The organism is Bartonella vaga (assembly GCF_037070895.1).
Classification (GTDB): domain Bacteria; phylum Pseudomonadota; class Alphaproteobacteria; order Rhizobiales; family Rhizobiaceae; genus Bartonella.
Genome location: NZ_JAYMZK010000001.1, coordinates 129495 through 153077 on the forward strand (window position 1 = coordinate 129495; position 23583 = coordinate 153077).

The following is a 23583-nucleotide window of genomic DNA, read 5'->3' on the forward strand; positions in this document are numbered from 1 at the left end:
ATTTAATATACGTTAGATATTTAATATTGTTATTCCATAAATAACTGGCCAAAATGTTAAGCTCAAAAAAAGCTAATGAAATGTCACAAATGAATACAGAAATGGATTAACTTATGAGTGATGAAATAACCTCATCGGAACACAATAACGACTATGGAGCTGCTTCTATCAAAGTTCTCAAAGGTCTTGATGCTGTACGCAAACGCCCTGGCATGTATATCGGCGATACAGATGACGGTTCAGGTTTGCACCATATGGTCTATGAGGTCGTAGATAACGCTATTGACGAAGCTTTGGCTGGTCACGCTACTCTTGTAAACGTTACACTCCATGCTGATGGATCTTGCTCTGTTCGTGATAATGGACGCGGAATTCCAACAGATATCCATCCTACAGAAGGTGTCTCAGCAGCTGAAGTAATTATGACACAGCTTCATGCAGGTGGAAAATTTGATCAAAACTCTTATAAGGTTTCAGGTGGATTACACGGTGTTGGTGTTTCTGTTGTTAATGCATTATCAGTTTGGTTAAAATTGCGAATCAAACGTAATGGTAAGATTTATGAAATGTCATTTACCCACGGAGTTGCTGATTTTCCGCTCAGAATTGTTGGCAACTGCGATACAGAAAGTGGAACAGAAATTAGATTTTTACCAAGCCCTGAAACCTTTACTATGGTTGAATTTGATTTTGAAATTCTGGAACGTCGTTTGCGAGAATTAGCTTTTTTGAATTCTGGTATACATATACTTCTTGTTGACGAACGTCATGCTGACATTAAATCTGTTGAATTACATTATGAAGGCGGATTAATAGAATTTGTAAAATACATTGATCAAACGAGAAAAGCACTGCTTGACGCTCCTATTTACATTACAAGTGAAAAGGATGGAATAAATGTCGATGTTGCACTATGGTGGAACGATTCCTACCATGAAAAAGTATTGTGTTTCACAAATAATATTCCTCAGCGTGATGGTGGAACTCACTTAGTAGGTTTTCGTAGTGCTTTAACACGCCAAATTAATGGTTATGCTGAATCTTCAGGTATTGCAAAAAAAGAAAAAGTTAATTTAACTGGTGATGACTGCCGTGAAGGGCTAACAGCTATTCTTTCAGTCAAAGTTCCCGATCCTAAATTTTCTTCACAGACAAAGGACAAGTTGGTTTCTTCTGAAGTGCGCCCCGTTGTTGAAAATTTAGTAAATGAAGGTCTTTCAACATGGCTAGAAGAACACCCTAATGAAGCAAAACTTCTCGTTGGTAAAGTAATAGAAGCTGCCACAGCACGTGAAGCGGCGCGCAAAGCACGCGAACTAACGCGGAGAAAAGGAGCTCTTGATATCACTTCTCTTCCGGGAAAGCTTGCCGATTGCCAAGAACGTGACCCAGCAAAATCAGAAATCTTTATCGTTGAGGGAGATTCTGCTGGCGGTTCAGCAAAAAGTGGACGTTCACGCAAAAATCAAGCAATTTTGCCCCTACGCGGTAAAATTCTTAATGTTGAACGGGCACGTTTCGACCGAATGCTCTCATCTGATATGATTGGAACACTCATCACTGCCCTTGGAACTTCCATTGGTAAAGATGAATTTTCGCCAGATAAATTACGTTATCATAAAATTATTATTATGACAGATGCGGACGTTGATGGTGCGCATATCCGCACTCTGCTTCTTACTTTCTTTTTTAGGCAAATGCCTGAATTGATTGAGCGTGGACATCTTTATATTGCTCAACCGCCCCTCTATAAAGTAGCACGTGGAAAATCTTTTCAATATATTAAAAATGAAGCAGCATTTGAAGAATTTTTGATCGATGCTGGTCTAGAAGAAACAAAATTAGAATTATCAACAGGAGAAATCCGTGCGGGTACTGATTTGCGTCAACTTACTGAAGACGCTCGTATGTTGCGCCAACTTTTAAATAGTCTTCATACCCGCTACAATCGCAATATTATTGAACAAGCTGCAATTGTTGGGGCTTTTAATCTTGAGGACTTTGCAACACCAGAAAAAGCGCAAAAAATAGCTGATACTGTCGCCCATCGTCTCGATTTAATTGCCGATGATACGGAGCGAGGCTGGAGCGGTCGATACACATCAGATGGAAGTTTATGTTTTGAGCGTATTCTACGCGGAGTTAAAGATGTTATTACTCTTGATGCAGGACTTATCAATTCAGCTGACGTGCGCCAAATTGATCGCGTTTCTAAGAGTTTCGTAGAAATATATAGCGTCCCTCCCATCCTACATCGAAAGGATAAATCAGAGCGCATTCTTGGGCCTATAGATTTATTGGAAAGCATTTTTGTAAATGGTAAAAAAGGAATTACTCTTCAACGTTATAAAGGTCTTGGCGAAATGAATGCTGAGCAACTTTGGGAAACAACCCTTAATCCTGATGCACGTGCTCTTTTACAAGTTAAAATCCATGACGCAACCGATGCAGATTCGCTCTTTTCTCGTTTAATGGGTGATGAGGTTGAGCCTCGGCGGATTTTTATTCAAGATAATGCCTTAAACGTTGCAAATCTTGATATTTAAAAGGTATCCTTTTGTTTTTTGCTGTGTAAGCATCACGATTTTATAGGTTGTTTTTTGTATTTGAACATTCCCGCTATGCTTCATTTGCGATAAAATAAAAATAAGGAAGGTCATGCATATGGCAGCTGAAACAAAACGCATAGGAGCCACGGGTGGCATGGAACACTCTTTTGGCTTTATGAGAGTTGATGAAGCACAAAAACAATTTATGGTTGATGATGTATTTCACTCTGTCGCTGAGAACTATGATAAGATGAATGATATCTTATCATTAGGATTACACCGTGTGTGGAAAGATTTTATGATTGCATGGCTTTCTCCACCAGCGCGTTCCAATTGGAAGGTTCTTGATGTAGCTGGCGGTACTGGTGATATTGCTTTCCGCATTCTTAAGGCTTCTCGCAAAAAAGCTCATGCTACAGTACTTGACATTAATAGCTCAATGCTTAGCATAGGAAAAAGACGCGCACAAAAAAATGGTCTAGCTCCTCTGATCGATTTTGTTGAAGCTAACGCAGAACATCTGCCTTTTAAAGATAATAGCTTTGACGCTTACACAATTGCCTTTGGAATCCGCAACATACCTCATATTGACAAAGCTCTTAGAGAAGCTTTCCGAGTCTTAAAACCAGGTGGACGCTTCTTATGTTTAGAATTTTCAAATGTTGAGATGCCCCTGCTTAACAAAATTTACGATATTTGGTCTTTCCATGCCATTCCAAAGCTTGGACAATTGATTGCAAATGATGGTAATTCTTATCGTTATCTAGTTGAATCTATTCGAAAATTTCCTAACCAAAGTGATTTTAGTCATATGATTAATCATGCCGGTTTTTCGCGAGTATCACACCGCAATCTCACAGGTGCGATTGCAGCGCTACATTCAGGTTGGAAAATTTAAAAATGGTGCAAATTTCCACTTACTTTCAATTGATGCGTGCAGGATGGATTTTAGCACGTGAAGGCGTTTTAAGTGCTCTTCCTAGCGATGACCTTCAAGGATTTCCAGCATTGTGTCACCGTATAGCAAGTATACTAGCACGACGCAAAACGAAAAAGAGGCGACGATCTGAAAACATTTCTAACAGCATCAATAAACTCGGTCCCTCTTACATAAAGCTTGGTCAATTTCTTGCTACTAGACCTGATATTGTTGGGCATGATATTGCAGAAGATTTAGCACAGCTACAAGACCAAGTGCAAACATTTTCTTGCACTGCTGCCATTGCACAAATTGAAAGTTCGCTTAGTCGGTCTATCAATGATTTATTCATAAATTTTTACCCTCCCATTGCAGCCGCTTCTATTGCTCAAGTTCATCCAGCTGAGTACTATGATAGAAACGGTCATAAAAAAAAATGCGCTGTTAAAGTCATCCGTCCCGATATTAGAACACGTTTTGCTAAAGACCTTAAAGGTTTCTATCTCATTGCTCATTTACAAGAACGTTATATACCAGCCTCTAGAAGGCTGCGCCCTGTTTCTGTTATTGACACTTTGGCACAAACAACACGTATTGAAATGGATTTGCGATTAGAGGCAGCTGCCATATCAGAAATGGCTGAAAATATTCAACATGATGCAGGATTTCGGGTTCCGCAAATTGATTGGGAGCGCACAGGACGCAATGTTTTAACAATGGAATGGATTGATGGTATAAGAATATCAGAAATTTCTACTCTCAAAGAAGCTGGTTTTGATTTGCAAGCGCTCGCAATTACGCTTATCCAGTCATTCCTCCGTCATACATTGCGCGATGGTTTTTTTCATGCCGATATGCATCCTGGTAATTTATTTGTCGACAAAACAGGTTGTATTGTTGCCGTCGATTTAGGAATTACTGGACGGCTTGGTAAAAAAGAAAAGCATTTCCTTGCTGAAATTCTTTACGGCTTTATTATTCGCGATTACCATAGAGTGGCACGTGCTCACTTTGAAGCCGGATATGTGCCCCCATATCACAATATTGAGAGCTTTGCTCAAGCCAATCGCGCCATTGGTGAACCAATACACGGACAATCAGCACAAAGCATTTCTATGGCTAAGTTGCTCACACTGTTGTTTGAAGTCACTGAATTATTTGACATGCAAACACGACCTGAGCTTTTATTGCTACAAAAAACTATGGTTGTCGTGGAAGGTGTAGCTCGCACATTGGATCCTAATTTTAATATGTGGAAAGCTTCTGAACCCATTGTCAAAGAATGGATTAGCAAAAATTTAGGACCCGCAGAACTGGCAAAAGACTTTAGTGAAGGAGCCAAAGCACTTCTTACGTTGGTACGCAAAACACCACAATTAGTACAAAATTTCCAACGTATGGAAGAAGATTTTAACAAAATGAGAGAAACAGGATTGAATCTTTCTCCCTCCACCCTTAAGCAACTTTCTGTTGAACAAAATCATAGCAACCGTTATTACCGCTATAGCCTGCTTATCATTACACTTTGTTATATTTGTCTAACTTTTTACTTTTTTTATCTTTTTTAATCTGCTCAATGTGCTAAAAATATCAATAATGAAATCGTTGCAATCAATTCATCTCCTGGATCTATTTTATGGCTAGTATTACCATTCGTAATCTTGCACCTGAAGTCAAAGAATCTTTACGCATACGCGCTGCGCAAAATGGTATTTCTATGGAAGAGGAAGTCCGCCGCCTTTTAAGCAATCCTGCTACTCTAGCCACACCTCTCTCCCAAGAGAAAGCTATTGAATTGAAATCATTGCAATCAAAATCTATCCTTCTAATTATTGGTGGTAGTATTGCAGCCTATAAAGCGCTTGACTTAATACGACGTTTGCAAGAACGTGGAGCACGCTTAAACATTATTATGACAAAAGCAGCACAAAAATTTATTACTCCTTTAGCAGCTGAATCTTTGAGTGGTCGTACTGTATATAGTGATTTATTTTCACACAAAGAAGAATATGATATCGGACATATTCGGTTAGCACGCAATGCGGATCTCATTATTTTGGCTCCCGCCACAGCTAATCGCATTGCAAAAATGGCCAATGGTATAGGCGATGACCTTGCTGATTGTCTGTTTTTAGCAGCACGTTGTCCAGTTTTGATTGCACCCGCAATGAATCCAGCTATGTGGGAACACCCAGCAACTGTTCGCAATATTGCACAACTTCGTACAGATGGTATTCATATAGTAGGACCAGAAATTGGCAAAATGGCTGAACACAATGAAATAGGTTGTGGACGCATGAGTGAGCCTTTAACAATTGTAGACTCAGCAGAAATTCTTTTGGGCGTGCAAGAGAAACCACTTTCTGGCCGCCATTTCATTGTTACATCTGGCCCTACTCATGAACCAATTGATCCTGTGCGTTACCTTGCTAATCGCTCTTCAGGTAAACAAGGTCATGCCATTGCGACAGCTCTCACGCATTTGGGTGCCAAAGTGACGCTTATTTGCGGACCTGTTGATATTGCCGATCCACAAGAAGTAAAAACTATTCATATTGAAACAGCGCATCAAATGTTACAAGCCGTTCAAGCTGCATTACCTGCAGATGGAGCTATCTTCGTTGCTGCAGTTTGTGACTGGCGCAGCAAAACACAATCTTTACATAAGATAAAAAAGAAAAATCATAAAACACAACCATTCTTGCATGTAGTTGAAAATCCTGACATCTTGGCAACAATTGGACATGCACCAAACCGCCCCCCACTAGTGATTGGATTTGCCGCTGAAACGTGTGATATCATTGCAAATGCGCAAAAAAAATGTTTTGAAAAAAGAGCAAATTTCATCCTTGCTAATGATGTTACTCCTCACACTAATGGTACAAGCGTCATGGGTGCTGATACAAATCAGGTTTTTCTCGTCAATACAGAAAGTGCTGAAAAGTGGCCGCACATGACCAAACAACAAATAGCACAAAAATTAGTAAAGATTATTGTGTCATTTTTCGACTCTCATACCTCTGTTCATAAATAAGAATCCCTATATGTTTCAATCTATTTGTAAAGTAAACTAGCATTGATAGTCTTTATTGCCACTTGCACATGCTATTTACTTCATTAGCTTTTTGCAGAAAAACACTATCATAATTTCTAAAACGCAAAAAACACCTTCTACTTAACTGCCTGCACTCCATAAAAAACTTATACGATCTGTGAAATAGGCGCATATGTAAAGTACTTTCCGATCTACTTCTTGCTTTCCTATTTTTTATTACTTTACTTGGCTGTTATGGTTTTTATTGCCGCTTATCATGCACTACAACGTCTTCTAACTCAACAATATCGCACTATGGATATTGAAGTCTTTGAGATCACCTTTTTTGCATTCTATTTTTGACCTTGGTTTATACAGTTTTTTTGCAGCTAAAATTATTGAGCGAGAAGATTATCCGAATAATCCGACTAGAAACACTTTACCGTTTAGGTATTCTCTAATTTTCTCTCTAAAGTTTTTGATTTTAAGCATTCTCGGTAACAGAATCGCTTTTATTTTTTGTTCCAGGTATAAATTTGATAGCCTTTTATATTATTAATGGTTACTTGCTTGGCCATGAACACTTTGTATTTGTCGCTTATCGCTTTCAATCTGAACAAAAAGTTCATTCTTTTTTACAAATCCATTACACAACAGTTTTTTGTGCAGAACTGTTGATAGCGTTTTTGCTTCAATTCCTATTTTTAATTGGCAACACCGTTTTCTGCAGCTGCCTTTATGACACACTTACACAAGATGCTTTCCCAAAAGACTACCGTACATGTCATACAAAAGTGGTAACACTTATTTACTTAAAATCTATAAAATGCATTAATAAAAAAGAACTTAAATAAAACTGACTCCTTATAAATAACCGCTTTCATTTCTCTTATAAAAGAAACTCTTGACAAAATCTTACTCTGGTGTTTGCATTTTTTTAATACAGCCTGATCACACCTGTTTTCGTGTGCCATTCAGTTTTATTGATATTTTATAATTATAATGTTTCTTTATCTCAAGGCTATGAAACATTAATAGTTAAGTAGATATTTTACTTTATCATATGCAACAAATGAGGAATTTTTCTAACCAGTTTATAAAATAAGTTTGAATATTAAAGCAAAAGGAAAAATAATTTAAGTTATGAAAAATTTTGAAAGATTTATTTCAAAGTTTATTCTTAACATATATAAATTTTAAAGCTTTAGAAAAATAAAAAAAATTAAAGAACAGCAGAGTTAGAACTATACGTACACTAGTAAAAGTATTAAATAGATTCGTTTATTCAGCTTGCAAAGCGAATTTGACCACTTGAGTCCACTATGTTTCGAATCGTACAACAAGTGTATAATATTTAAAAAGAGAGGCTATAAAGGTGAACTGGATTACAAATTATGTTCGTCCTAAAATTAACTCTATATTGGGACGCCGTGAAATTCCAGAAAATCTATGGATAAAAGATCCTACCAGTGGTGAAATGGTTTTTCACAAAGATCTGGAAATTAATCAATACGTATTCCCCAGTTCTGGTTATCACATGCGCATCAGCGCCAAAAATCGCCTCATGCATTTTTTTGATGGTGGTGTTTATACACCTATTCAAAACCCAAAAGTTGTAGCGGATCCTTTGAAATTTCGCGATGAAAAACGCTATATTGACCGATTAAAAGATTATCGTTCTAAACTTGGTGTTGATGACAACATTTTAAGTGCGCACGGTACTATTGATGACTTACCAATTATAGCCGTTGTTCAAGATTTTGCCTTTATGGGGGGATCACTTGGTATGGCTTCAGGAGAAGCTATCATAAAAGCTTTTGATACTGCTATTGCTAAGAAATGCCCTTTGGTTCTTTTTTCCGCGTCTGGCGGTGCACGCATGCAAGAAGGAACACTCTCATTGATGCAAATGCCTCGTACAACAGTGGCAATTGAAATGCTTAAAGAAGCAAAACTACCCTATATTGTTGTTCTTACTAATCCGACCACTGGGGGTGTTACTGCTTCCTATGCCATGCTCGGCGATATTCACATTGCAGAACCTGGCGCTATGATTGGTTTTGCAGGGCCACGTGTGATTCAACAAACTATACGCGAAACCTTACCGGAAGGTTTTCAAAGCAGTGAATATCTGCTCGAACATGGCATGATTGATATGGTTGTATCACGTTTAGAAATGAAAGCTACCATTGCACGGCTTCTACGCTTAATGATGAAATATCCTGTAGCGGTTAGTCCTTCAAATTCATCCACGACAGATTCTCAAACATTGCTTTCTAAAACAGAAACCGCTTAGACTATGAAAAAAGGTCAAGTGCAAAGGATGGTAGATAATTTACTGAAGAGCTATCCAAAGAAATTTGATCTTTCTTTAAGGCGTATTCTTAACCTTTTAGGGCGTCTTGGTAATCCACATTTAAAGCTTGCACCTGTCATTCACATTGCTGGCACAAATGGCAAAGGATCTGCCTCAGCGATTTGTCGTGCTCTTTTGGAAAGTGCAGGCTATTGCGTTCATGTATATAGCTCGCCTCATCTAGTTAACTGGCATGAGCGCTGTCGGATGGGTCAAAAAGGAGGGGGTAGTAAATTTATTACAGAAAACCAATTGGCTGAGACAATTCGTGAAATTATAAGAATAAATCATCAAGAACCAATTACTATTTTTGAAATTTTCACAGCAGCCGCCTTTATGTTGTTTAGTACACATCCAGCTGATGTTGTAATTTTGGAAGTTGGATTAGGAGGACGTTTTGATGCTACAAACGTAATTAAAAAACCAGCTGTATCACTTATTATGCCCATTGACTATGATCATGAGAGTTTTCTTGGGAATACAATTGCCCAAATTGCTTTTCAAAAAGGGGGAATTATCAAACAGGCAGTTCCTGTGGTTATAGGTAAGCAAAACCATGAAGAAACCCTTTCTATTTTAACAACCCTTGCGGATAAAAATAAAGCACCCTATTCTCTGTTTAACCAAGATTATCAAAGCTATACCGAACATGGGCGTATGGTATTTCAAAACAATCAAGGCTTAATGGATCTTCCTCTTCCTAACTTGACTGGAGTACACCAAATTACCAATGCTGGAGCTACTATTGAAGCAATTTATCAAGCTGGTTTTCGACTTTCAGAACAAGCAATAAGCCATGCTCTACAAAATATTTATTGGCCAGCACGGATGCAACATCTCACCCATGGATATTTAGTTGATCAATTATCTCCTAATATTGATTTATGGTTAGATGGTGGACACAATCCCGCTGCAGGGAAAATTGTTGCAGCAGAACTTATACGATGGAGGAAAAAATCAAACCGACCTATTATTATGATTGCTGGAATGCTTAATACCAAGGATACTATTGGTTATTTTCTTCCTTTAGTTAACCTTGTATATAAAGTGTATACAGTTCCATTGACAGATAACGATGCAGGTCTTCCTCCAGAAAATTTAGCTGAATCAGCCAGAAAAGTAGGTCTTTCTGCCACTCCTCAAGCCAATTTAGAAGATGCCTTACATAAAATTAACTCAGAGCATAGAGAGGCTCTTGTCCTTATTGGTGGTTCCCTTTACCTTGCTGGCAAAATTTTACGTGACAATAAAACACCACCATGCTAGAAATTAATGCTTCATAAGGCTTTGAAAGATAGATTTTTTGATCATGCAACTTGATAGTGCACTTTATCAACATCCTAAACTTATTACTGTTTTTGGCGGCTCCGGTTTTGTGGGGCGGCATGTCGTTGAAATTTTAACCAAGCGGGGTTATCGCGTTCGCGTCGCTGTTCGTTGTCCACAAAAAGCTTATTATATGCTACAAATAGGAGAAGTGGGGCAAACTCAAATGCTTCAAACTGATATCAAGCATCGCGCCTCCGTTGCGCGTGCATTGATTGGAGCAGATGGAGCAGTTTTTCTTCCTGGCAGCTTAACACAAGCAAGCCAATCAAACTTTAAAAAAACACAAATTGATGGCGCACAAAACGTTTCTGAATTAACAGCTGAATCTGGTATTCCACTCGTTTATATGTCAGCACTTGTATCCGATCTAAACGCCTCATTTCTTTATGCACGCGTCAAATCGATGAGTGAGAAAATCGTTCATAACAAGCATCCTCAAGCAATTATTATGCGACCATCAGTTATCTTCGGGCCAGAGGATTGTTTTTTTAACACCTTAGCAAATTGGTCACGTTTTTTACCGATAATGCCCCTTTTTGGAGGTGGACAAAGCAAATTGCAACCCGTGTATGTTGGTGACATAGCCAAATTTATTGTGCATGCCTTAGAAAAACGGGTCATCTCTGGAAAAACATATGATCTTGGTGGTCCCCAAATTCTCACATTTCAAGACGCCCTTGAGAATGTATTAAAAATCATTCAGAGGAAAAAACCAATTCTATCCGTTCCTCTTTCTGCCGGATTATTGGTTGGCAATTTTTTGGGAATGATAGGTCGATTGCCTTTTTTGCCAATGTTCATAACGGCTGATCAAATACGCTTTCTGCAAGCAGATAATGTTGTCTCTCAAGAAGCTATCAAAAATGGATACACGTTAGAAGGTGTGGGAATTACTCCCAGAGCGATGTCTGCTGTCTTACCAAGTTATCTATGGCGGTTTCGTCCACAAGGACAGTTTTCTAGAAATTTATCAGTCTAGTGCATATTTTTGTGTGATAAAATGAAAATTTATATTCTTGCTTTTTTGCAAAAACAATAAATGTTTGTAGGCTTTTTCACTCAATACAATTTTTATAAGTCTCTTTACATCATACTAGTAATCTAATTACTTAGATACATAAGTGTGTGCTTGTTGCACAAACTTATTAAGACTTGAAAAAGATTTTTCGTATAAAGAAACCTTTCTACTACTTGCATTTTTTTTTAACTTCTCCTACCGTCTTGAAAAAATTAATTTTAAAGGAATAAAAAATGGCAGTGCAAGATTATGTTGTCAAAGATATCCGGCTTGCTGCTTATGGCCGCAAAGAACTTGATATCGCCGAAACAGAAATGCCTGGTTTAATAGCATGTAGGAAAGAGTTTTCTGCCAACCAACCTTTACGCGGAGCACGCATTTCTGGTTCGCTGCATATGACCGTTCAAACTGCTGTTTTGATTGAAACCTTAAAAACAATTGGCGCCGATGTACGGTGGAGTTCTAGCAATATTTTTTCTACCCAAGACCACGCGGCAGCAGCTATTGCAGCCACAGGGACTCCTGTCTTCGCAGTTAAAGGTGAAACACTTGAAGAATATTGGACTTATATAGATGCAATTTTTCAATGGCCTGATGGCAACCCCTCCAATCTTATATTGGATGATGGTGCGGATGCAACAAACTACATTTTAATCGGTTCTCGTGCAGAAACAAATAAAGATATTTTGTTATATCCCAAAACAGAAGAAGAAGGATTTTTTTTCAAACAAATCCAAAAGCGTCTAGATGCAACACCAGGATTTTTCACCCGTCAGCGAGCAGCAATCAAAGGCATAAGTGAAGAAACAACAACGGGCGTAAATCGCCTTTATCAATTACAAAAGGAAGGACTTCTGCCTTTTCCCGCTATTAATGTCAACGATAGCGTTACAAAATCAAAATTTGATAATAAATATGGATGTAGAGAATCGTTAGTAGACGGTATCCGGCGCGGAACAGATATCATGATAGCTGGCAAAACAGCTATTGTCTGCGGTTATGGTGATGTAGGTAAAGGTTCAGCCGCTTCTCTTTCAAGCGCCGGAGCACGCGTTAAAATAACAGAAATTGACCCAATCTGTGCCCTTCAAGCCGCTATGGATGGTTATGAAGTTGTCACTTTAGAAAATGCAGCTTCCAGTGCTGACATCATCATAACTACAACCGGCAATAAAGACGTAGTCTGCTTAGATCATATGCGACAAGCAAAAGATATGTGTATCCTTGGAAATATTGGTCATTTTGATAATGAAATTCAAGTATCAGCTCTTAGAAATTTTCCATGGACAAACATTAAACCACAAGTGGATATGATCACTTTTCCCGATGGAAAACGTATAATTTTATTATCTGAGGGACGTTTGCTAAATCTTGGCAATGCTACGGGTCATCCTTCTTTTGTCATGTCAGCATCATTCACCAATCAAGTTTTAGCACAAATTGAACTTTTTACCCATGCAGAAAATTACAAAAATGAAGTCACTGTTTTACCGAAACATCTTGATGAAAAAGTTGCACGCCTTCATCTTGATCGGCTAGGAATACAATTAAGCGTTTTATCAGAAGAACAAGCCGCTTATATTGGCGTCTCACCACAAGGCCCTTATAAACCAAATCATTACCGTTATTAAAACGTTTTCTTGGGTCAAAAGAAAAAGGAAAGCGCGTCGTGCTCAGCTTTGGTGATTATAACTCCAAAGAAAAAGCTCAAAGAATGATCCGAATTTGTATCGGTGTTTTTTGTTTTCTTTTCCTTTTTTCTTCAACACAAGCTGTAGCTCAATTGCCTGAAATGCAGCCATTTTATTTCGCTTTTTTAGATGGGCCATGGCTTATTTTAGCACTCTGTGGAGGTATTTTTTGCGTTTCACTCTTCATATGCATGAGAGTTACTATGAGTGCAAAAAAATCTTCGTTGAAGCGTTTAAAGATAATTCAAGCAGATCTTTCTGAAAAACTCACATATTATGAACGGCTTATGGAAGAAACTTCGCAATGCCTTCTTATTTGGGAAAATCCAACATCCTTACCACGTATAGTTGGAAACATTCCTGCATTGCAAAAAATAGGCATTCATAAGAACGATTTTCAACGTTTTGAGCTCTGGCTTGAAGAAATATCTCTGCGAGAACTTGATTACGCATTGACTCAATTGCGTTGTAACTGTCATCCTTTCGAACTTTCTATTACCACCACAAGCAATATATTGTTACAAGCTACAGGCATCATCGCAGGAACAGTAGCCATTGCACGTTTTCAAGATATTTCAAAACAGCAAAACGAAAATGCACACTTACAGAAAGATATCGCTAAAATTCTTACCGAATTAAGAATACAACGCAATCTTCTTGATTGTATTCAAGAACCAGTGTGGATACGAGATTGTGAAGGAAAAGTCCGCTTTATTAATCGTTCCTTTAAAGAAATGACAGACTTTAAAGAAAAATGCAATAAAATCGATGATCTTTTCAATGAAGAAACACAATGCAAAAAAAATGAAGCAGAAACCATTTTTCAAGAACATGTTTATACGGTCATTAATGGAGAGAGGCGTCGTTTTCATCTCACACGGATTACAACAGCAGAAGGAATGGCAGCTTTTGCCCGTGATGATAGTGCATATGAAAATCTTTCCCATGAAATGGGACGTGTTCTCCAAGGGCATTGTGAAACACTTGACAAAATATCAACAGCTGTAGCAATTTTTGATAAAAACCAAAAATTAAAATTCTGCAACCATGCTTTCAAAATTTTATGGTCATTGGAAAGTTCTTTTCTCGAAAGTGAACCAAGTCATGCGTTGCTTCTTGAACATTTGCGTGAAAAAGGACTCATTGGTGAACATCCTGATTGGCGCGCATGGAAAGAAAAACTTTTTAAAGCCTATCAACAATCAGAATCAAGCCAACAAATTTGGGATCTTCCAGACGGACGTACAGTGCGTGTCATTTCTAGTCCTCATCCACAAGGAGGTGTCACTTGGCTTTACGAAAATCTCACAGAAAAAGTCGATCTCGAACGACGCTATAATACATTAATCAAAATACAAGGTGAAACACTTGATAAGCTTTCAGAAGGTGTCGTGGTTTTTGGTACTGATGGGCGTCTACGTTTATCAAACCCAGCCTTATCAAAATTGTTATCTTTACCTTATAATTTGCTGGTAGAGGGCACCCACATCACAAAATTACAAAGCCATTGTTTAACTTTAAGTGTGGGAGAAGAATGGAGGAAATTTACCAAATTCATTACAGGTTTTGCTGAAAATCGTGATACATCTTCAGGTCGGATGGATCTAAAAAATGGAATGATTATTGACTATACATTGGTACCTCTTCCTGATGGACAGACAATGCTCACTTTTGCTAATGTTACCGACACTGTTCATGTCGCACGTGCCCTTCAAGAAAAAAATGAAGCCTTGGAAAGTGCTGATCGTTTGCGCAATGAATTTGTTCAACATGTTTCCTATGAATTACGTACACCCCTCACTAATATTATCGGATTTTCAGACATTTTACGCGATCAAATTTTTGGTTCTGTGAATGAACGTCAACAGGAATATCTTGGACACATTCATTCGGAATCTGGCACTCTTTTAAATATTGTTAATGATATCCTTGACCTAGCGACCCTTGATGCAGGCATCATGGAATTGGATATACAGTCAATTAATATTGCCGATGCTATGGTGCAAGCAGTGGCGCGAGTAGAAGAGCGCCTTAACGGACGTTATATTACGCTTTTACAACAAATTTCTCCTTCCCTTAATTTCATATCTGCTGATGCAACACGCCTGCACCAAATCTTTATTAATATCCTTAGTAATGCCATTAATTTTGCAACAGAAGCAAGCACGATTGAATTTTGTGCGGAGGAACAAAATAATAATATTGTTTTTAGTGTTCATAATGAAGGGTCTGATATTCCAAAAGATATTCTTGATCGAATTTTCAAACGTTTTTCTTCTCATTCCCATCATGGAGGGCGTGCAGGAGCGGGTCTTGGCCTTTCTCTTGTTAAAAGCTTTGTTGAACTCCACGGTGGACATGTTGAAATTTTGACTGGAACTGGACAAGGAACAACCGTTAAATGCTTTTTCCCAATCTTAAAAGAAGACAAAGTTTTTTAGTCTTGCTTTTTAATTCTCACAAAACTTTCTTTCAGCTATTTTTTGGAAATCTTAATGAATTTTAGTTTTTTTCTTGAAAATGAAGAAGCAACTAAGCTTTTTGCGCAAAACCTAGCTCTTGCTTTAAAGCAAGGTGATCTTGTGACGCTTCAAGGTGATCTTGGAACAGGAAAATCAACCATTGCACGAACAATCATCCGCACACTTTCCAATGATAATACATTGGATGTGCCAAGTCCAACTTTCACTCTTGCGCAAAGTTATCAACTTTCGCAATTTGAAATTATTCATGCTGATCTTTATCGTCTTTCTATGGAAGAAGAAATCGATGAATTAGGACTTTATGAAGCGCGTGAACAAAGTATTTTACTCGTTGAATGGCCTGAAAAAGGTGCAGATCTTTTGGGTTTTGTTACCTTTGCAATCACGCTACAATATGAAGATTTTGGACGTCGCGTGAATCTTAAGTCAGAAGAACATTCTATTGAGTATCTGCAGAAATATTTTGCAACTTGCACATTTTTTAATAACTCATAAACAGAGTCATGTTCACCATTGCCTTTTAGGTTGCGATGCCTCAGGACATACTTATAAATTTAGATGATAAGCATTATCAAAAAGTCCTTATGGGTGGGAAAATCATGAATAATGACATGGAATACAGATTCTTCTTACGCAACAATAAACACATCTTGTAAAAGATATTCGTCAATTTGTAGGAATAACAAACTCATTTTAGATAAAACTGGCAATCCCCTAAAAGAGCGCATCACATTTCTTCTAGCGAATTTCTAAATTACTATCTTCTATTCAAACGCAACGGGCCTTAGATAAATAGCAACGTAGGGCTTTATTTATTCGCAGGCAGCTCTATCTCGATAGTCTCATCCAAGAAAATAAGACTTTTATCATGCGTGATTACCACTCTCTTAATATTCTTTGCTATATTCATAAGGAGGAATTTCCTACATTGCTCTCATTGATTTTTAAGATGCTTTAAAAGCCTAACACCCTACGATCTCTTCTAACATAAGATGCATGGCCTGTTTATCCACAAACTCTCAAAGCAAAAATTTTATATTTTTGCGAGCACGCAACGGATTTTCGAAATTTTAGGAACTTTATGTGCGTCTTCACAAGCGATATGAAAAATTTTCTTATCTTAAATTTCTACCCTATATGCGGGATTATTTTTCCTGTAATCTTTCTTCGTCTAACTTTTTCACTTCTACAAAACTTTTATCAAAAACTATGGCTTCTCCTAAAAGCATAGTAGATGCTTTACTATTAATTTTTGTAAGATCATCTTCACAAAGCAATAAATTTTTTGCTGTAAAATGTAGAAATATAAAGATATCTATTTCCGTTTTATTTTTAAACTTTTAATTTCAACTCATAGATATCATTTGCTAAAAATTGCCTATTTAATCCAAATCGGAAATTCCTGCATCAACGCAGCTTTTCAGTTTTTTTCTATATGAAAATCATATACAGTAAAAAAATAATGAAAAAACGAGAATATATTCCATGCATCCAAAATGAAATCTCATGACCCATAATCCCCGCGTCTTTTCCATTTCTCTTGGCACTCCTTTTTTACCGCATTTTGTTGATACTCTGCTTTCAGGCACTCTTATTGATGACTTCGCACCTAGCGGGGATATTCAAACAGCTCTTGCTGACACCCTCATTTACGTTCCGACACGTCGTGCTGCCCGCGCTTTGCGCACAGCTTTTGTTGAAAGAAGTGGCAAGAAATCAACCTTTTTGCCAACTATTCGCCCCTTAGGAGATTCGAACGAGGATAGCTTTCTTTTTGCTGAAAACTATACCTATACCCTAAATCCTCCTATTGGAGAAAGTGAACGCCTTCTGCTTTTAGCGCGCCTCATTCGTCCTTGGCGTGAAAATTTACCTGCCCATATGCGTGCTATGTTTGGTACAGAAGATGTTATTATTCCTGCTCATACTGCGGATGCAATTTGGCTTGCTCAAGATTTAGCACAGTTAATGGATGAGATTGAAACAGAAGAAGCAGATTGGTCAAAGCTTAAAGAAATTGCCCCTGATACGGTCGCAGAATGGTGGCAAATAACGCTTAATTTTCTCAATATTGTTACACAAAGCTGGCCGCAAATTTTAAAAGAAAAACAACGAAGTAACCCGACTTTATGGCGCAATACAATCCTCAAAATGCACGCAGAGACTCTACACCGTACAAATCCTAATAAACCTATCATTGCCGCTGGTGCAACGGGTTCTATTCCAGCAGTAGCACAACTTTTAAAGGTTATTTCCTATCTACCCAAAGGAGCCGTTGTTCTCCCTGGCCTTGATTTTCATATGGATGAAGCACAATGGAATGCATTAGGCACGATCAATGAAGAAATAACAACTTCTGATTTTTTAAATCATACAACCAGAGCTTCTAGCCATCCTCAATATCACTTTAAAAAACTTTTATCTCTTATGAAATGTAATCGCGCTCATGTTCGCGAAATTGGGCAACAAAGCTCAATTAACAAAAAACGTGCAGCTCTTTTATCAGAAGCACTCCGACCAGCTTCAACAACAGACACATGGGCACAAATTGTACGCGACGATTACGAAAGCCTTTGTGAAAATTTGTCATTAATTGAAGCCATAAATGAGCGTGAGGAAGCCCTCGCCATTTCTGTTGCTTTACGCAATGCCATTGAAGACCCTCAAAAAACCGCAGCCCTTATTACCAATGACCGTAATTTAGCACGCCGTGTTGTGGTTGAATTGCAACGATTTGGCATTGAAGCAAATGATTCGGGAGGAATCCCACTTTCACAAACACTTCCGTCAACTTTGTTACGGCTTATTTTGGAAAATATGTTTCAGCCAAATGATCCTGTTGCTTTTCTTTCCCTTCTTAAACATCCACTCACAACACTTGGACAAAACCGTCATCGCTTACGCGAAATGGTAGAAAATTTTGAACTTTTTGTTCTTCGCGGAAGTACTGGCCGTATCAATCTTTGCGCATGTGATCAATTTTTTGAAACATGGATGAAAACACATCTCCACAATAATTCTGACAACAACACTTTTGATCAACGCAAGAGCGAAGAAACACGCTTGCTTTGTCATCTTTTGGCCGAAGCTGTTGAACCTTTAACATCTCTTATAAAACAAAAGAAAGAATGCACAATCAATGAAGCAGCAATAGCAACTGTTGAGGTTTTTGAAAATTTTGGATGTAATGAAAACAATTCTCTCGCAAACCTTTACCAGGATGAAGCTGGACAAGCTCTATCGACTTTTTTGTGTGAATTAATAAGTGATCAATCAGGATTAAAATTTCATCTGCATGAATGGCCGGCTATGTTTTCGGCTCTTATAGCAACCCGTTCCGTAACACCTCCTCCTGGAGGGCATCCACGCTTATTTATCTGGGGTGCCTTAGAATCACGTCTACAAACGGTTGATACAATGATTATTGGCGGCCTTAATGAAGGATCATGGCCAATAACAACTCGCAACAATGCCTTTTTATCACGACCAATGAAAATAATGTTAACTCTTGAACCACCGGAACATCGTATTGGCCTTTCTGCGCATGATTTTCAATGGGCTATGGGAATGAATAAAATCGTGATGAGCCGAGCTAAACGAGTCAATCATGCCCCTTCTATCCCTTCACGCTGGCTACAACGCTTAGAAACGGTTGTAGGAAAACAAGTCTGGAAGCAAATCCGCGCACGAGGTGAAATTTTTCTTCATTGGGCAAAAACGCTTGATAGTACAAATCTCACTGCTCACGCGCAGCGCCCTTGTCCTGTTCCTCCCCTTAATATGCGTCCACAGCATTTTTCTGTTACTGAAATAGCAACATTGCGGTATGATCCTTACGCTATTTATGCGAAAAAAATTTTACGTCTCAAACCACTTAAACCTCTTATTTATAATCCTTCTGCTGCCGAGCGCGGAACGCTTTATCATGCTATTCTTGCTACTTTTTGCACACAAATAAAAGATCCCAATTCTACAAATGCATTAGATGCCCTCCTAACTATTGGACGTAAAGAGTTTAATAAATTAAATTTGTCGCGCGATATTCAAACAATTTGGTGGATCATTTTTGAAAATTTTGCCCCATTTTTCATCCAATGGGAAAAAAGTCTTGGACCCAGAGAACGACATGCTGAAGTGTCATCTAAAAAAATACCAATAGGTACAACAGGTATAACTCTTTCAGGACGTGCTGACCGTATTGATGTTTTTCCAGGAAAAATGGTTGAAATTCTTGATTTTAAAACCAATCTTCCTCCCTCATCAAAACAAGTTCGTGACTTACTTTTTCCACAATTAGCATTAGAAACAGCTTTGTTAATGCAAGGAGCCTTTACAGATTTTCAAGGTTTTACCCCATCAAATTTATTTTACATCCCTCTTAATAAAAAAGGAGAAATAAAATCTCAATCTGTTTTTTCAAGCAAAGAAGCAATGGATCAAAAAAATGTAATCAGCCTTGGTAAAAAAGCATGGGAGCATCTTATTTCATTAATGGAATATTACCAAAATCCACAACAAGGCTATCTTTCACACGCAGTGCCCTTACAAAAACCATATGAAAGCGACTATGACCATTTGGCACGATTATGGGAATGGTCAAACAGTTCTCATAAGGCAGATCAATCATGACTTTTTTTTCCATTCCTGAAGCAGCTCTTAATGCACAAGCAACAGCAACTCATCCGAAAACAAATGTATGGGTTTCTGCAAATGCAGGATCTGGAAAAACACACGTTTTAAGTGAGCGCGTCATCCGTTTACTTTTAAATGGTACACCTCCAGCACGCATCTTATGCCTTACTTATACAAAGGCAGCTGCTGCTGTTATGCAGGCACGGATTTTTCGCACACTTTCCAGTTGGAACGAACTTGATGATGAAGAACTCAAAATCGTTTTGTCACGCCTTGAGAACAAACCCGCTAACGCACAAAAACTAACTTCAGCGCGCCAACTCTTTGCACATGCCCTCGAAACACCTGGTGGCTTAAAAATTCAAACGATTCACGCATTTTGTGAATCTTTATTGCATCAATTTATGTTGGAAGCTAATATCGCTGGGCATTTTGAACTTCTTGATGATATTAATCAAAAAAAATTACTACAAGAAGCTCGCCACCAACTTATAATGCGCAGCGATGCACAAGCAGCTTTAAAGCAACTTTTTAAAGTTATCAATGAAAGTGCTTTTGCTCAACTGTTAGATGAAGCGACCCAAAAGCAACATAGTCTATCTCATTTTTTAGCTTTTATTTTGTCTGAAAATGGAGAAAAAGAATTACGTGCGCTTTTTAATTTAGCACCTGATGAAACACGTCAACTGCTGTTGAAAAAAATTCAAAAAACAGCTTTATTGTCTTCTCATGCTCTTAAGCACTATCAAACCTATGGCAACAAAAATTCCGAGGCTATAATTGCGCAATTTTCTCAATTATCTGCTGCTTCTGATGAAGCAACAATTATCGATATTATTTCAAATATTTATTTTACAACTACAGGAAAACCACGTAACTTTGTACGTTTATCTTCTAAAAAATCAGATGAAATTTGGCCTTTTATTGAAAAAGAAATTGAAGAAAAACAAAGTCAACTTTCTATTCTTTTAGAAAAATATCAATGTGAAAAAGTCGTTACACTTAATATGGCGGCTTTTCAACTTTGCTCCATTTATCTTAAAATCTATGCGAACTTAAAAAAGATCAACGGTCTGTTAGATTTCGATGACCTTATTGAACGCACACTTCACTTGTTACAGCGTAAAGGTGCAAGCCAATGGGTGCAATATAAGCTTGATCGTGGTCTTGACCATATTCTGCTCGATGAAGCACAAGATACAAACCCTGAGCAATGGCAAATTATTCAACTTTTAGCCGAAGAATTTTTTACAGGTTACAGTCAGCGTACAAATATACGCACTCTTTTCGCTGTTGGAGATGAAAAGCAATCTATTTATTCTTTCCAAGGTGCTGCACCAGAAAATTTTGCTTTAAATGGACGAATAATTCAAAAAAAAGCGCAGCAAGTAAAACAGAAATTTGAAAAAGTCCAACTGAATTATTCTTTTCGCTCTACAGCTGATATTCTGAAAAGTGTCGACCTTGTATTTGAAACACCAGAAAACTACAAAGGGCTTTCAGCAGAAAACGCAAAAACTGTGCACGAAGCCATTCGTGCCCATAGTCCTGGTGATGTTATTTTATGGGATGCTATTTCCAAAGAAACAAAAGAATTTCCTGATGATTGGCATTTAACTGTTGATCATTTAGATACACCTGAAGTCCGCTTAGCAGAAAAAATCGCCGAAACCATTGCTGATTGGCTACAAAAAGGAGAAATGCTTCCAGCAAAGGGACGTTTATTACGCGCTAGTGATATTATGATCTTAGTGCGTAAACGTGATCATTTTGTCTCTGCCCTTTCTCGTGCACTTAAGCTACGCGATATTCCCGTAGCAGGGGCTGATCGTTTACAGCTCACAAACCATATTAGTATACGTGATTTAATGGCACTTGCACGCTTTGTTTTACAACCACAAGATGATCTCTCTCTTGCCTGTGTTTTAAAAAGTCCACTTTTTTCGTTTACAGAAGATGAATTGTACCAGCTTGCAGCTCAACGCACAGGGTCACTTTGGAAAAGTCTTGGTACACACACACCATCGTATAAGCCATTTAAAGAAGCCTTTAAGCGTTTAAGCGATTACCGTGCTTTAGTTGATAAAATACCAGTTTTTGAATTTTATAGCCATATTCTTAATAACGATAAGGGGAGACAAAAAATTTTGTCTCGCCTAGGATCTGAAGCAAACGACGTGCTTGATGCTTTTATGGATTACACCCTCACTATTCAAAAAACTGGCTTACCAGGGCTACAAGCTTTTTTGGAAATATTAAGTGCAAGTGAACCAGAAATTAAACGTGAGCTTGATCAAAATCACGAAGAAATTCGGATTATGACTGTCCATGCTGCTAAAGGATTGGAAGCTGCAATTGTTTTTTTAATAGATTCTGGTAGTGCAATTTGGCATCCTCAACACGCACCCCATTTGCTTAACATTCCTTTGCGCAACACAAAATTGAGTGATCAACGAGGATTTATTTGGTGTCCCAACGCAGAATTTAACACAAAACTTTCTGAAAAAGCGCTTTTGCATTTAAAAGAACGTGCAGAAGAAGAATATAGACGTCTTCTTTATGTAGGAATGACACGTGCAGAAGATCGGTTGTTTATTTGCGGATATAGCGGTGCGCGAATCTTCCCTCATACATGGCTACAGTTGGTAAAAAAAGCTCTTACACCACACGCAGTTCTTATAGAAAATTCTGCAGAAGATATTGCAGCTTGGCGCTATTGCATCACCCCTTCTTCTAATATCCCAATAAACAAAGAGGAAACCTGTGCCTGTGTAGACAGAAACCAAACATTTCCACCTTTACCGGATTTTTTCTCTCATAAAGTCCCGACAGAATCCTCTTTACCAAAACCGTTAAAGCCTTCCGTTGCTAGTCTTTCTATTGAATCTGATATGGAACTCTTCCCTAATCAAAAACAACTTAATCTTTCACCTGTTTTAGGAGAAAAAAATACCAACAGAGCTTTTTCTATCGAATATGGAAATATTGTGCACCGTCTGCTGCAATATCTGCCTGATTGTGCTCCAGAAAACCGCCAAGATTATGCTCGACATTATCTCAATACTAAAGCCTCTCACTGGCATGAAAGCCAAAGAGAAGAGGCTTTGTGTCATGTTTGGCAAGTTTTGGACAACCCGTATCTCCAGCATCTATTCTCTAACCTTTCACGCGCCGAGGTTTCTTTGATGGGTATTGTCAAAATTCGTGGGAAAGAACAGGTAGTTTCTGGTCAAATCGATCGTCTATATGTCACACAAAATAGTATTGTTTTTGCTGATTTTAAAACTGGAACACCACCTGAAAATGAAGCTGCTATTGCACCATGTTATTTGCTGCAAATGGCTCTTTATCAAAAATTATTGCAAACTATTCATCCCGAAAAAGACATTCAAGCCATCCTTATTTACAGCAAAGAAGCAAAAATTTTTAAACTTAACCCCGAAAAGCTCAATGAACTTCTTGGTGAACTTGCCTTATAAATCACGAAAATTCCTTCCCAAAAGGCTTTCTATAATTTATCTTTGCAATAACTTGATATAAGTCATCATCGTACCGATGTATAAAATGGACAT

12 protein-coding genes are annotated in these 23583 nt (G+C 38.0%); all 12 read left to right on the top strand.

The features are described 5' to 3' along the window. The first annotated feature begins 113 nt into the window (after nt 1-113). The 12 genes from gyrB (at nt 114) to addA (ending at nt 23490) form a co-directional block, all read left to right on the top strand. On the top strand, nt 114-2546 hold the full coding sequence (gyrB, locus tag WCP76_RS00515) for a DNA topoisomerase (ATP-hydrolyzing) subunit B (protein ID WP_336293735.1): 2433 nt from the start codon (nt 114-116) through the stop codon (nt 2544-2546). A 118-nt stretch (nt 2547-2664) separates the two neighbouring features. Then, nucleotides 2665-3447 (top strand): bifunctional demethylmenaquinone methyltransferase/2-methoxy-6-polyprenyl-1,4-benzoquinol methylase UbiE, encoded by a 783-nt coding sequence (gene ubiE / locus WCP76_RS00520; RefSeq protein WP_336293736.1) that lies wholly within the window; start codon nt 2665-2667, stop codon nt 3445-3447. 2 nt (nt 3448-3449) lie between these two features. After that, nucleotides 3450-5036 (top strand): 2-polyprenylphenol 6-hydroxylase, encoded by a 1587-nt coding sequence (gene ubiB, locus WCP76_RS00525; protein ID WP_336293737.1) that lies wholly within the window; start codon nt 3450-3452, stop codon nt 5034-5036. A 68-nt stretch (nt 5037-5104) separates the two neighbouring features. Continuing rightward, the gene (coaBC, locus tag WCP76_RS00530; RefSeq protein WP_336293738.1) at nt 5105-6502 is read left to right on the top strand and encodes a bifunctional phosphopantothenoylcysteine decarboxylase/phosphopantothenate--cysteine ligase CoaBC; all 1398 of its coding nucleotides are present in this window, start codon (nt 5105-5107) and stop codon (nt 6500-6502) included. A 1375-nt stretch (nt 6503-7877) separates the two neighbouring features. Then, a complete protein-coding gene (accD, locus tag WCP76_RS00540; protein ID WP_336293739.1) occupies nt 7878-8798 on the top strand; it encodes an acetyl-CoA carboxylase, carboxyltransferase subunit beta in 921 nt (306 codons plus the stop codon). Nucleotides 8799-8801: 3 nt separating this feature from the next. Continuing rightward, the gene (locus WCP76_RS00545) at nt 8802-10124 is read left to right on the top strand and encodes a bifunctional folylpolyglutamate synthase/dihydrofolate synthase (RefSeq protein WP_336293740.1); all 1323 of its coding nucleotides are present in this window, start codon (nt 8802-8804) and stop codon (nt 10122-10124) included. Between the two features lie 43 nt (nt 10125-10167). Next, the gene (locus WCP76_RS00550) at nt 10168-11166 is read left to right on the top strand and encodes a complex I NDUFA9 subunit family protein (protein ID WP_336293741.1); all 999 of its coding nucleotides are present in this window, start codon (nt 10168-10170) and stop codon (nt 11164-11166) included. 272 nt (nt 11167-11438) lie between these two features. Further along, nucleotides 11439-12836 (top strand): adenosylhomocysteinase, encoded by a 1398-nt coding sequence (gene ahcY, locus WCP76_RS00555; RefSeq protein ID WP_336293742.1) that lies wholly within the window; start codon nt 11439-11441, stop codon nt 12834-12836. A 38-nt stretch (nt 12837-12874) separates the two neighbouring features. Beyond that, nucleotides 12875-15337 carry a sensor histidine kinase gene (locus WCP76_RS00560; RefSeq protein WP_336293743.1) on the top strand — a complete coding sequence of 821 codons (2463 nt, stop codon included), beginning with the start codon at nt 12875-12877 and terminating at the stop codon, nt 15335-15337. A gap of 54 nt (nt 15338-15391) precedes the next feature. After that, the gene (tsaE, locus tag WCP76_RS00565; RefSeq protein ID WP_336293744.1) at nt 15392-15874 is read left to right on the top strand and encodes a tRNA (adenosine(37)-N6)-threonylcarbamoyltransferase complex ATPase subunit type 1 TsaE; all 483 of its coding nucleotides are present in this window, start codon (nt 15392-15394) and stop codon (nt 15872-15874) included. Nucleotides 15875-16885: 1011 nt separating this feature from the next. Beyond that, nucleotides 16886-20008, top strand: a complete 3123-nt coding sequence (gene addB, locus WCP76_RS00570) for a double-strand break repair protein AddB (RefSeq protein WP_336293745.1) — start codon at nt 16886-16888, stop codon at nt 20006-20008. Beyond that, entirely contained in the window at nt 20005-23490 is a 3486-nt protein-coding gene (gene addA, locus WCP76_RS00575; RefSeq protein WP_336293746.1) for a double-strand break repair helicase AddA, read from the top strand. Before addB ends, addA begins: the two co-directional genes overlap by 4 nt. Nucleotides 23491-23583: the final 93 nt, after the last annotated feature.